This is a genomic window from Microbulbifer mixtoriginis (SeqCode) (assembly GCF_052467945.1).
The window spans coordinates 3870418-3881973 of sequence record NZ_CP174328.1; the positions used below are offsets into that span (position 1 = coordinate 3870418).

Here is an 11556-nt window from a genome sequence, read left to right on the forward strand (position 1 = left end):
ATGAGCTACCGGCCCCTCTCCCACATAATATCCCTTAGTGTCGCTTTGCTAGGTGCCAGTTTGCCTGCTTATGGCACCGAGACCGAAGTTACCTCGGAAGAAATAGCGCCTCAGGAAAAGACGCAATCCGAAGATAAAAAGTATCGCCAAGCCCAGGATATGTCCTACGGGGCAACCCTGTATGAGTACTTTCAAGGCAACAATTTCGATGCCCTCAGCACCCTGCTTGTCGCCAAACAACGTGATTCGATTAAAGTTCACCGCGACAGTGCCGCGTTGATCGAAGGGGGAATCAGCCTCAGTTTTGGTCTGCATCGGCGCGCTGCCGAACTTTTCGAACTACAGCTTCAAACCGGCAATCAAAATACAGATCCCAAACTTCGCCAGGCTGCCTGGCTGAAGCTGGCAGAGCTGAACTATTTGCAGGGTGACTTTTCCTTGGCGGCAAAAAATCTGGAAAAGTCTGGAGCCATAGATTCCTCCACCCTCCCCCTTAACCTGGCCTTGCGCAGTGAAGAAATCTCCACAGCCCAGGAATTCCTTAAAAGAGCCGATCTGCCGCTGTCAGAGCGCCTACTCGGGCATATCAATCTAGGCGCAGCCTTAGCCCGAAGAGGAGAGTTAGTTGCCGCCGCCAAGGAATATCGCTTCGCAGGCACACTGGCGACTGAGCAGGATGAACCCTCAGAGGATATCCTGATACTCGCGGACAAAGCGCATATCGGCGCTGGCTACGCTATGGCATTGTCAGAGCAGTTTTCCCAGGCCCAAGCTGAATTTTCCCAAGTGCGCCTGCACACCCCCTGGGCAACCAAAGCTCTGCTCGGACTCGCCTGGTCTTCGATCAACAGCGAGCAATACCAGGAGGGGGTAGATGCCCTACGTTTTTTATTGGCAGAACACCAACACAGTCCCGCCGCACGGGAGGCCAGGGTCGCCCTGCCCTATGCCTATGAAAAGCAGGCTGAACGCAATAAAGCCCTAAGCGCCTATAGTGATGCAGCCACATATTTCGAGAGCACATTGCAGCAGCTGCAGCACTTACAGCGGAAGCTGTCTTCAGAACCGCTGGCGGACACCAGTCAATTTAGCCAGTCACAACGCTACGGCTGGCTACAACTGGCTCAAGCCGCACCCTTACTGCGGGACAACCAGCATTTTCTCTTACCCATTTTACAGAGCGATCAATTCCAGCTGCGCCTGTCGGAGCTGCGCGACCTGCAGCAGATGGATAGAGTACTCAATGACTGGTCACAAAAAATTCCACAATTGCATTCATTGATCGAAGAGCGTCACCAAAGGCGCTCCGGCATCATCGGGCAGTACCAGAGCGCAGAGTTTGACCAGCAACTGCAAATCGCCAAGCAACACTACCGCAATCTCAACGATGCCCTGGCCCAAATAGAAGGGGAGCGTGACGCACTGACTCTGCTCGAAGCTACCAGCAACGGGGAGGGTGGAAATAACAGTGAGATATTCGAGATGCTGGAGATACTGCAGGGCGCTGAGCAACGCTATCAACTACTGCGCAGTAACGGTAAGGGGTCTGACTATCAGGGCGAGACCCTGGCTAAAGCCCGTGGCATTTTATTATGGCAAGCCAGCGAACAGTATCATCACCGCTTGTGGCAACAGCGCAAAACTCTGCAACTACTCGAATCCAGCTTACGCGATGGTGAAAAGCAACTAGGTAAAACCTCTGTAGAAGTGGGCCGCGCACCGCAATTGACCCAGCTAACAGAGCGTCTGGCTAGCACTGCGGCGCAATTATCCGGCCAACGCGCAGCCATAGCCAAAACGGCTTCAAAGGTTGAGGCTGCCCTACGCCGGGATATTATTGCTGAGCTGGAGCGAGAGCAGTCGCGGATTCACAGTTACCAGGCCCACACCCGCCTCGCTATCGCGCGCTTACAGGATGCCTCCATGCTAGAGGCCGCCAGCCAGCCTCCGCCAAAAAACCCTGAGAAAAATACTCAGGTGGAAACGCAAGATGGCGAAAATACTCACGAAAAAGGCAATGCCACAGTAGAGAAAATAACTGAGGAAAAGACCGCAGAAGCTCTATTGCCCGATAATGAAGGGGGGCAGAGTGAATAGGTTTGGTTCCAGAAGCTTTTCCCTGCGTCTGCTCACTGCCGCTATCTGCTGTATCAGTACCGCCTGCAGCAATCAGTCCGCACTGACACTTGCAGATCTGCCCACGGCCACGGCTGCTTCCACTGAAGAACCTGTATCAGCTCCCCCTGAGTTGATATCGGTTGATCTCGCCACTCTCGTGCAGAGCTATCAACAAGCACTGGCCAGCCAGCCAGACCCGCAGATTCGCGCACAGATTCGTTTGCGCCTGGCCGATCTGGAAATGGAGCGACTGGAGCAACATCAGGCGGATAACCCGGAAGTTTCAGTCGGTTTTGCCAGTGCGGTGCAGCACTACCAGACACTCGCCAAAGAGAGCCCTCGAGACGACTATATTCTCTATCGTCTGGCGCGAGCTCGTGCTATGGATGGCGAAATGCCAGGCGCGCTGCAAGCACTGGAGCGCATCGCCCAGGGCGCGCCTGAGTCACCGTTTATGGGGGAGGTTTTATTCCGCCGAGGCGAAGCGGCTTTCAATCGCAAGGAGTATTCGGCAGCGGCACGGGACTTCCGCGCATTGCTGGAGAAAGGCGAAAGCCCATTTTCCGATAATGCCCGCTATATGCTCGCCTGGTCAGAGTTTAAATCCAGCGATTACCGCCGTTCCACGGAGATATTTCTCGAATCTCTGGATATTCTGCAGCAGCGTGCCAGCGAAGCAGAGTTACCTCTGGGCCAGAAGCGCCTGCGCGAGGATAGCCTTCGTGGCCTGGCCCTGAATTTTAGTTACCTGGGCGGTGCCGAAGCTATCGAGTCCTTTAATCCCGATGGCAAACCACGAGGTTATCAGCACCTGCTGTACAGCGCTCTGGGCAATTGGTATCGAGAGAAAGAGTTATTCCGCAACAGCGCGGATACCTATCTGGCTTTTGTTAAGCACTACCCCAATAGCACTGAAGCGCCATCATTACATTTGCAATCTATTGAAACACTGCAAAATGGCGGCTTACACGATGAGGTGCTTCCAACCAAGCGGGAATTTGTACAGCGCTATGGTATTCGCAGTGAGTATTGGCAGCAGGCAGAGACAAGTCAGCGCGAAGCCCTGGCACAATCACTGCGCCCCTGGCTTGAGGAGTTAGCCCAATTTGACCACGCGCGCGCGCAGGAACTTGCTCAGCTAGCAAGCACGGCACCGGCTAATAAAAGTAAACAAAAACAGCAGCTAAAAGCTCAGTCTCGCAAAGCTTACCTAGCGGCAGCGGAACTCTACCGGCAGTTTTCACAGACTTTTCCACAGGACCCCCGCACTCCACCAATGGTCTTCCTGATGGCCGAATGTCTCGAGCAGGCTGGCGACTACACTGGAGCCTGGCACGCATACAGCCAGGTAGCCTGGGAATACCAAGACAAGAAGCATGGTGCGGAGGCTGGTTATGCAGCCATTCTTAGCTCTGCACAAGTGCATAAAGAAACACCGGACCAGGATGCCGAGCAAAAAATCCTGTGGCTGGATCGCAACATTGAGGCCAGTCTTAAATTTGCCCAGAGCTGGCCACAGGATAAAAGAGCCTTACCAGTACAACTATCTGCCGCAGATAAGCTGCTACAACAGTCACGTTTTGCCGAGGCTATTGCCGCTGCACAAGCTGCAGATCAGTGGCAGCCACCAGCGAATAAGGCTCAGCAATTAAATATCGCGATGATCCTGGCTCACAGTCACTTTTCATTGAAAGATTATATGGCTGCGGAAGAAGCCTATACCCGTGCGTTGAATATACAGCCTAAAGATAGCCATTTGCGCGAGGACACACGCAAGCAACTTCAACTTTCCATCTATAGGCAGGCAGAGTTGGCACTTGCGCAACCAGCACTCACCGAGGATGGCAGAGAGATTCCCAGTGAGGAGGCGTTGCGCCACCTGCTGCGCATCAGGGAAAGTGGACGCAGCGAAATTGCAGCCACCGCCCAGTATGACGCGATCAATTACCTGATGGAATTACAGCAGTGGCAGCGTGCCAGTGCTGAACTTGCAGACTTCCGGAGTTTCTATCCTGCACATCAGCTGGCACCTACCCTCGCCGCCAAGGCGGTCGTTATTTTTGAAGCCTTGAAAATGCCTGCCGCTGCGGCCGGCGAATTACTGCAACTTGCACAAAATGATCCCGACCGAGAAGTACGTCGCCAATCCTTATTCCTCGCGGCGGAAAGCTTGCAAAAAGCAGGTGAGTATCAAGGTGCCATTGAGAGTTACCGTAACTACAACAAGCTCTGGCCAAAGCCTGCTGAACAACGTCTGGAGGCGCAATATCAGTTAGTGCAACTGTACGCGCAAACCAATCAACCTAATAAAAAGAATTATTGGCTACAGCAATTAGCAAAAAATTCAGAAAAATCCCCTCGGGGCCGCTACCTGTCCGCCTATTCCCAAAGCGCATTGGCAGAGCAGAGCTATGAAAAATTCGCTTCATTAAAATTGCACTTGCCGCTAAAAACCAGTCTCGCCAATAAAAAGCGCGCGATGAAAACCACCGTGGCCGATTATCGCAAGGTTCTCGAGCTGGAAATTGCGGAATTCACCACCCAGGCCAATTTCCGTTTAGCTGAAGTTTATCGACAGCTCAGCCATGACCTGATGGAATCTCAACGCCCCAAAAACCTGAATGACCTTGAGTTGGAGCAGTACGAAATCCTACTCGAAGAGCAGGCCTTCCCTTTCGAGGAAAAGGCGATAGAGCTGCATCAGGCCAATATTCAGCGCACCAGTGATGGAATCTACGACGACTGGGTCAAACGTAGTTTTGCCTCCCTCGGCGAACTGTTACCCGCACGCTACAAAAAACCGGAAGCAACCCTGGAGTGGAGCCATGCACTGCATTGATTTGCGCAATTGCCCCAGTGGTATTTTTCGCTTCACAGCAACACTACTGATTCTGGCGACACTCAGCGCCTGTGGCAGCCTTCCGCTGAGCAAAAATGCTCAACCGAAGGACGCCTCAATTGAGCATGTGATTACGGAAAACCCCTATTTGGCAGATACCAAGCGGGTTCCCAAAGAGGCCAGCGTCGCTATGGCTCAGGCACACGAGAGCTTTATCAACGGAGATAGCTCAACCGCAGTGCAGCAGCTACAGCAGGTCATTGAACGCTGGCCAGAACTCTCTGGCCCCTGGCTAAACCTCGGGATAGTACAGAAGAAAAGTGAACAGGCCGAGAATGCGGAAAATAGCTTTCGCAAGGCGATTGAGGTCAATGACGGTAATGTATTTGCCTGGAATCAGTTGGCTGCACTACTACGCGACGCTGGCCGTTTCGAAGAGGCCGAACAGTGCTACCTGCAGGCGCTGAACCTTTGGCCCGACTTTAGCGATGCGCACCGCAATCTGGGTATTCTCTATGACCTCTATCTAAACAGGCCGGAAGAGGCATTACAGCAATACCGTTTGGCCCAGAGCAGTCGAGAACAAGGAGACAAATTACTCGACGCTTGGATATTGGAACTGGAGCGTAGACTCTGATGCGAGATAAATTAATCATTCTAATGTCCATAATATGCGCCTGCTTCACCGCCCGTGCGGATGAAATTACCACACTGGAATCCACGGTAATCGGTAGTCAGGAACAGCCCAAGGTGTTGTATATCATCCCATGGAAGCAAGCCGACAGCCTGCAGCGCCTTGATAGTTCTCTGGCCCAAAATTTTAATACCGTTTTCAAGCACCAGGAGCTCTCAGAATTCAAACGGGAAATTCAACTGCTCAGTGCCAAGCCGGTTGTTGAAGAAAAAAATGAATAGAAAAAATAATAATACTCATCAAGCACCACAAACTAATGTAATCGTGCTTTTTTGCTGAAACTCAGTACTCCAGTGGAGCAGGGATAAGCCACCGCAGGTATTTCACTTATCAGGAGTTTATTGTAGAGCCCTCATCCGACTCCACAATATTCATCATCATGCCCAATGACCATGGAATGGCCGTTTGGCAAAAAAATATCGCTAATTAAACACTTACTTCTGTGGAGACACTCATCATGGAATTTACTCAGGCGTTATTGCGCTTTTTCCAGACTGGCGGCCCTTTTATGTACCCTATTGCCCTGGTGCTGGTTATCGGCCTCGCCATGGTAGTGGAACGCTGGATTTTTCTTTCCCGCGCTAAAAGCGCCAATCGCCGCGCTTATCTGCAGGTATTACCGCTACTGCAAAAACGCAGTTACCAGAATGTATTGCAACTGGCCCGGGACAACGATGCTGCGATGGGTCGCATTGCCGCCGCCGGTATTAATACCCTGCAATTCGCCAAGCGCGAAGAAAATATTGCATTGGCAATCGAAGAGGGCATCCTCGAAGCAGTACCGCGCCTGGAAAAGCGCACCAACTACCTGGCTACCCTGGCCAATATTGCTACCCTACTCGGTTTGTTAGGCACCATTATGGGCCTTATCGCAGCGTTCACCGCTGTAGCCGCTGCCGACCCTGCGGAAAAAGCCACTATGTTGTCTACCAGTATCTCCGTAGCAATGAATACCACCGCATTCGGGCTTATCTCAGCAATTCCCCTTCTGCTATTTAATTCCATGCTACAAAACAAGACCAATGAAATTGTAGATAGCCTGCAGATGGCCGGAGTAAAGTTCCTAAACCTGTTGACTATGGGCCGCCCACAAAAAACGGAACAGCAGCGCGCAGTGAATGCCTGAGGGCTCTCGCCATGTTGAAATTAAATATTCGTCGCCGTGGACACGAGGAAGCAGAGCTGGACATCACCTCTTTTATGAGCCTGATGACTATCCTGGTTCCTGTACTGCTGCTCAATATGGTGTTTTCCCATATTTCAGTTTTAAAACTCAATCTTCCTGGCATCAGTGATGGAAGCAGTAGTGCAACTGAACAGGAAAATCGACAGTTGGAACTGGTATTACGCACCGCACATGTTGATATCAATTACCCGGCAGGGCAACTAGTCAGGCGAGTGGAGAATACCGATGGTGAACCAGATATGGAAACGGTTTCCCTGATATTGCAGCAGATAAAGCGTAACTTACGGGAAAAATCCATCGAGAAAGACGACTTGGTCATTCTCTCGGAAAAAGATACATCCTATAAAACCCTGGTGGCAGCTATGGATACCGCACGCAGCTATCGAGCAGTAGTTGCCGCATCGGTCGTCGATGCCGAGTTGTTTCCACAGATTTCCCTGGGCGATGCCCCCCAGCAAACAACCGTAGTGGGGAAATAAAATGATGCTTAACGCAGCCGCCAAATTACAGGAGCGGCGTCAGCGACAGAAACGACAGCAATCGAAGCTCAATCTGGTTTCTCTAATGGACATTTTCACCATTCTGGTATTTTTCCTGTTGGTGAACTCCACTAGCGATGTACAGGTTTTGCAAACAGACAAAACTATCAAGCTACCCAAGTCTACTTCTCAGCAAAAGCCGGAAGTTACTACGGTCGTGAGGGTCAATAATCAGCAATTATTCGTTGGTGATCGCATGATCGTGGGCATTAACGATATTGACGCTGGTAAGGAAAATATCGAGCCCCTCTTGAAGGAACTGGAGTACCGCGCCGAACGCGCCGGTGAACTCAGCGACGAGCAAAAGCAAAGGGGACGCTCGGTCACCATTATGGGTGACGAGCAGGTTCCCTATGAGTTGCTCAAACAGATTATGCAGACCTGCGCCCAGGCAGATTACCGCGATATCTCTTTTGCTGTTGAGCAGACAGCACCAATAGATCCCGCGGGGGTGGAAAGCTGATATGAGCACTGCAACCAGCCGCTATGCCCCCTGGCAACTACAGGAAACCCTGTTGCCCTGGTCTGCTTCCAACCAGGAAGACCAGCGCTTTATAAAGTTCCTGCGTGCAGGGCTTATTGTCTTCGCCGTTTGTGGTTCCATCGTTACCTTTGCTCCAGTGCCGGAGCTGACCCGGGAACAGGCAGAGCGAGTGCCACCACAACTGGCCAAGGTTATCCTGGAGAAAAAGGAGCTCCCCAAGCCGAAGCCCAAACCCAAGGCCAAACCGAAGCCTGAGGAAAAAAAACCTGACGCAGAGAAACCCAAAGAAAAACCAGAACCTAAAAAAGTCGAGAAGGAAAAGCCGAAACCGGCTCCGAAACCCGAGCCCAGTAAAGTAGAGACACCCCCTGTTGCCACTATACAAAAAGCGCGGGAAAAAGCGGCAAGCAGCGGCATCAATGCCCTGGCCGACGATTTATTGGATATGCGTGAGAGTTTTGATACGGGTGAAGTTACCCGCGGTCAGCTCAGTGCCGGCAGCGCCACTGCTGCACAAACACAGCGCAATATGATCAGCGACAAATCCAAAACTTCGAGCGGCGGTGTCAGGGCCGGGAGCATCAGCACTGACACGGGAGGCGTATCACTGGCAGGCCGACAAACCACCCGGGTTGAGCAGGCCCAGGCGAAGGGCTCCGCTAAGCAGGCAGCCAGGAGAGTCAGGGGTGAGAAATTGGCGCGAACCGACAATGCCATTCGCGGCATAATGGAGGCCAACAAGGCGGCAATCAATGCGATCTATGACCGTGCCTTACGCCGTGATCCCACCCTGCAGGGTAAAATTACCGTGCAGCTGGTGATTGAAGCAAACGGCACTATTTCGTCCATCAAGTTGATTGAGAGTGAGCTGAACAACCCCGTCCTGGAGCGCAAGCTGCTGGCGAGGATCCGCATGATTAACTTTGGTTCTGCGGATGTTAAAGCCACAACCCGCAATTACTCCATCGACTTCCTGCCATCCTGATTGGGGTTTTGGATAAATGACATTGGCACAGCGGAGCAAATCTTTACAGTTTGCTCGCTGTGCCAATTTCTCTTCCGCACTGATTAATTCAAATCTGCAGCGTATTGTCGCAGTAGCTGTAGAGGTACTATCTCCAGAGCTTTCACATGTGTACGCTGTAAAAAAACTCTCGGTGCCCTATCCTGCTGCTGGGCCTCCAACCAGCGGGCGGCGCACAGGCACCAGCGGTCTCCCGGAGCCAACCCCGGAAACCCGTACTCCTCAATCGGCGTACTCAGGTCGTTGCCACGGCTGCGGGAAAATGCCAAGAACTCATCATTTACTTCCACACAAACCGTGTGGGAGCCTTGATCCTCTTTGCAGGTGTTGCAGCAGCCGTCGCGAAAAAAACCGGTCATTGGTGCCAGGCTGCAGGGAATAAGTGCATCGCCAAACACATTAACCGAACTATCCATCTCCATTATCAACCTTCCCCCTCGGTGCCATTGAGTAATTCGATATCCACCAGCTGCCAATGCAGCCCATTGCGCTGCATAATCAACCGCAGTTCTGCCCGGTTGGCCTCCCCGTAATCCGCACTCAGGTGGTTAATATCGGTAAAACGCCATTTGAGACGTCTCCAACTGCTCTCAGGCTTTTCTTCAAAATCTTGCCGGGTCTGCGGATAGGAATCTGCCTGGGGGGCTGTGTCCTGGCCAAACAACTTTCGTTCCATCCCCTGTAAGTCCTCACCGCCACGCAACAGGGCTGCGACCCCCTCTGGGGTTACAAACTGTTGCATTAATGGCCCCATGACAAAATTCGCACCGGCGGTTAGTAGCTCATCAAATTCCTGTGGAATTGAATTGCCTATAGAAGAGCGCAGCTGTTCCTGTAAACGAACTCTTAAATTGTCACGTAATACCGGAAAGTCCACGTAGCGTTCCAGCGTATCGATACTCTCTCGCCTTTTTTCTGGCTCTTGCGCACCCGCCATTTGCGCCGCACGCTGCAACTGTTCCATTGCATAAAAGGGCAGTGCCACATATCCAGCTGTGATAACCATTATTATCACAGCCCCCGCCCATAGAAATTTCTTCATTATTACCTTTCCTCTTTACGTCTAAGGGGAATTTTATGCTGAGAAAGATTCATCACCTAATTTGCCGCTGTACTGGCGTGGCATTGTTCCCACAACGCGCCTGTGCGATATTCGTCATCAAGGCTCTGCACATCCCAATCCGCTAACTTTTAATAAGGAAATCAAACAGGATGAGTGATATTTATAAAGCTCCCGAGTCCCAACTTGCCGAAAATAGTGAAGCTGGCGATTTTGGATCACTCGAGAAAGGCATTGCCGGTGATTATTCCTTTTCTATTGGCGAAGCCATCAATGAGGGCTGGCAGCTGTCGAAAGGCAAAAAGCGCACAGTTTGGTTTGCCATTATTCTTTATATCATCGCAATTGCTGCAACCAGTTTTGTTGCCGGCCTACTAACTGGCTACCCAGCATTTGATCTGACAGGGGCCGCTAGTGCATCCCTCTCATCAACAATCATTTATAACTTGATAACCGGAATCGTAGGGGTTCCCCTAGCTGTGGGGATGATGATGGTGGGCATCAAGATCGCCAGAAAAGAAGAAACCTCTGGTACTGAGGTTTTTGCGCACTTCGATAAAATAGTACCCTTATGTGTGACTTACATCATCATGAGCATATTAGTGGGTATTGGTTTCCTTCTACTGGTAATCCCAGGAATTTATCTGGTCATAGCCTATATGCTGGCTCTCCCCCTGGTAGCTGACCAAAATTTAGGCCCCTGGAAAGCTCTGGAAGCATCCCGCAAAGCCATTACCAACAACTGGTTTGCTTTTTTGGGCTTCTTTATTGTATTAATTCTTATCTATCTTGTAGGTGGCTTGGCACTGTTGATAGGCCTTATCTGGGCTCTCCCATTAGCTTCTATTGCATACGGCGTCGCCTACCGCAAAGTTTTTGGTGGCCCTCAAGGTTCCTAATTTGTAGCATCTAACAGGAGTGGTAGCTTGCTGGATACCACCTACAACGTCGAAACCCCTGAGGGTATCGATCTGCGTGCACGGGCTGCAGGGCCTGTGCCGCGCATCCTCGCCTTTGCCGTGGATGTGTTTTACCGCACCCTAATACTGACTGCTCTGGGTATAGGTTTGGCCTTTGCCGAAACCGCCGGTATAGGAATCTGGCTGGTCTGCTCCTTCCTGCTGGAGTGGTTCTACCCGGTGTTTTTTGAAGTGCTGCGCGGCGGCCAGACACCGGGTAAAAAGGCCTTCGGCCTGATGGTAGTCAACGACAATCTCACCCCCACCTCCTGGGGTGCTTCCATAGTGCGCAACCTTTTGCGCTTTGCCGACTTTCTCCCTTTCGCTTACGCCACCGGCGTTATTGCCATGACCCTCGGGCGACACTTTCAGCGTCTCGGTGACTTGGCCGCAGGTACCCTGGTGATCTACAAGAACGAGGACAAGGTGCCTGTAGCCCTACCGGATACAACGCCTCTTCCACCACCGCGCAATTTCAAACAACAGGACCAGCTGGCCCTGATCAGTTTACTGGAACGCCACGAAGACCTGAGCGAAGCGCGCCAACAAGAGCTGGCCAATTTGCTCGAACCCGTTACCGAGAAGAGAGATAGCGCTGCGCTGGAATACCTGCGCTCTGTAGGTAGTTGGTTATTGGGCGGCAGGGGCTGAGG

General features: G+C 51.8%; 12 protein-coding genes. 10 read left to right on the plus strand and 2 right to left on the minus strand.

The genetic code is table 11. The features are described from left to right. From ACJJIJ_RS16700 to ACJJIJ_RS16735, 8 genes are all read left to right on the plus strand, one after another. The gene (locus ACJJIJ_RS16700) at window positions 1–2097 is read left to right on the plus strand and encodes a tetratricopeptide repeat protein (protein ID WP_444937940.1); all 2097 of its coding nucleotides are present in this window, start codon (window positions 1–3) and stop codon (window positions 2095–2097) included. Beyond that, entirely contained in the window at window positions 2090–4957 is a 2868-nt protein-coding gene (locus ACJJIJ_RS16705; RefSeq protein WP_444937941.1) for a tetratricopeptide repeat protein, read from the plus strand. The genes ACJJIJ_RS16700 and ACJJIJ_RS16705 overlap by 8 nt, the downstream gene beginning before the upstream one ends. Beyond that, window positions 4944–5594 (plus strand): tetratricopeptide repeat protein, encoded by a 651-nt coding sequence (locus ACJJIJ_RS16710; protein ID WP_444937942.1) that lies wholly within the window; start codon window positions 4944–4946, stop codon window positions 5592–5594. Before ACJJIJ_RS16705 ends, ACJJIJ_RS16710 begins: the two co-directional genes overlap by 14 nt. Further along, the gene (locus ACJJIJ_RS16715; RefSeq protein WP_444899592.1) at window positions 5594–5872 is read left to right on the plus strand and encodes a hypothetical protein; all 279 of its coding nucleotides are present in this window, start codon (window positions 5594–5596) and stop codon (window positions 5870–5872) included. Before ACJJIJ_RS16710 ends, ACJJIJ_RS16715 begins: the two co-directional genes overlap by 1 nt. Window positions 5873–6108: 236 nt before the next feature. Next, a complete protein-coding gene (locus ACJJIJ_RS16720; RefSeq protein ID WP_252083686.1) occupies window positions 6109–6777 on the plus strand; it encodes a MotA/TolQ/ExbB proton channel family protein in 669 nt (222 codons plus the stop codon). An 11-nt stretch (window positions 6778–6788) separates the two neighbouring features. Further along, complete coding sequence (locus ACJJIJ_RS16725; RefSeq protein ID WP_444937943.1) at window positions 6789–7316, plus strand: ExbD/TolR family protein; 528 nt, start codon at window positions 6789–6791, stop codon at window positions 7314–7316. Window position 7317: 1 nt separating this feature from the next. Next, on the plus strand, window positions 7318–7839 hold the full coding sequence (locus tag ACJJIJ_RS16730) for an ExbD/TolR family protein (RefSeq protein ID WP_444887456.1): 522 nt from the start codon (window positions 7318–7320) through the stop codon (window positions 7837–7839). 1 nt (window position 7840) lies between these two features. Beyond that, the gene (locus ACJJIJ_RS16735; protein ID WP_444937944.1) at window positions 7841–8845 is read left to right on the plus strand and encodes an AgmX/PglI C-terminal domain-containing protein; all 1005 of its coding nucleotides are present in this window, start codon (window positions 7841–7843) and stop codon (window positions 8843–8845) included. 83 nt (window positions 8846–8928) lie between these two features. On the opposite strand, the gene ACJJIJ_RS16740 is transcribed toward ACJJIJ_RS16735, so the two are convergent. Both ACJJIJ_RS16740 and ACJJIJ_RS16745 read right to left on the minus strand, forming a co-directional pair. Beyond that, entirely contained in the window at window positions 8929–9306 is a 378-nt protein-coding gene (locus ACJJIJ_RS16740; RefSeq protein WP_252083689.1) for a DUF2237 family protein, read from the minus strand. A 2-nt stretch (window positions 9307–9308) separates the two neighbouring features. After that, a complete protein-coding gene (locus ACJJIJ_RS16745) occupies window positions 9309–9926 on the minus strand; it encodes a DUF2939 domain-containing protein (protein WP_444937945.1) in 618 nt (205 codons plus the stop codon). Window positions 9927–10096: 170 nt separating this feature from the next. Here ACJJIJ_RS16745 and ACJJIJ_RS16750 point away from each other — a divergent pair, with 170 nt between their 5' ends. Together ACJJIJ_RS16750 and ACJJIJ_RS16755 are read left to right on the plus strand one after the other, a co-directional pair. Further along, complete coding sequence (locus tag ACJJIJ_RS16750) at window positions 10097–10843, plus strand: hypothetical protein (RefSeq protein WP_444887459.1); 747 nt, start codon at window positions 10097–10099, stop codon at window positions 10841–10843. Between the two features lie 27 nt (window positions 10844–10870). After that, window positions 10871–11554, plus strand: a complete 684-nt coding sequence (locus ACJJIJ_RS16755; RefSeq protein ID WP_444937946.1) for an RDD family protein — start codon at window positions 10871–10873, stop codon at window positions 11552–11554. Window positions 11555–11556: the final 2 nt, after the last annotated feature.

What these genes read in the sequence shown, in the direction of transcription:
- ACJJIJ_RS16700 (WP_444937940.1), top strand. Translation starts at nt 1, where the DNA reads ATGAGCTACCGGCCCCTCTCCCACATAATATCCCTTAGTGTCGCTTTG.
- ACJJIJ_RS16710 (WP_444937942.1), top strand. Translation starts at nt 4,944, where the DNA reads ATGCACTGCATTGATTTGCGCAATTGCCCCAGTGGTATTTTTCGCTTC.
- ACJJIJ_RS16715 (WP_444899592.1), top strand. Translation starts at nt 5,594, where the DNA reads ATGCGAGATAAATTAATCATTCTAATGTCCATAATATGCGCCTGCTTC.
- ACJJIJ_RS16720 (WP_252083686.1), top strand. Translation starts at nt 6,109, where the DNA reads ATGGAATTTACTCAGGCGTTATTGCGCTTTTTCCAGACTGGCGGCCCT.
- ACJJIJ_RS16725 (WP_444937943.1), top strand. Translation starts at nt 6,789, where the DNA reads ATGTTGAAATTAAATATTCGTCGCCGTGGACACGAGGAAGCAGAGCTG.
- ACJJIJ_RS16730 (WP_444887456.1), top strand. Translation starts at nt 7,318, where the DNA reads ATGATGCTTAACGCAGCCGCCAAATTACAGGAGCGGCGTCAGCGACAG.
- ACJJIJ_RS16735 (WP_444937944.1), top strand. Translation starts at nt 7,841, where the DNA reads ATGAGCACTGCAACCAGCCGCTATGCCCCCTGGCAACTACAGGAAACC.
- ACJJIJ_RS16740 (WP_252083689.1), bottom strand. Translation starts at nt 9,306, where the DNA reads ATGGAGATGGATAGTTCGGTTAATGTGTTTGGCGATGCACTTATTCCC.
- ACJJIJ_RS16745 (WP_444937945.1), bottom strand. Translation starts at nt 9,926, where the DNA reads ATGAAGAAATTTCTATGGGCGGGGGCTGTGATAATAATGGTTATCACA.
- ACJJIJ_RS16750 (WP_444887459.1), top strand. Translation starts at nt 10,097, where the DNA reads ATGAGTGATATTTATAAAGCTCCCGAGTCCCAACTTGCCGAAAATAGT.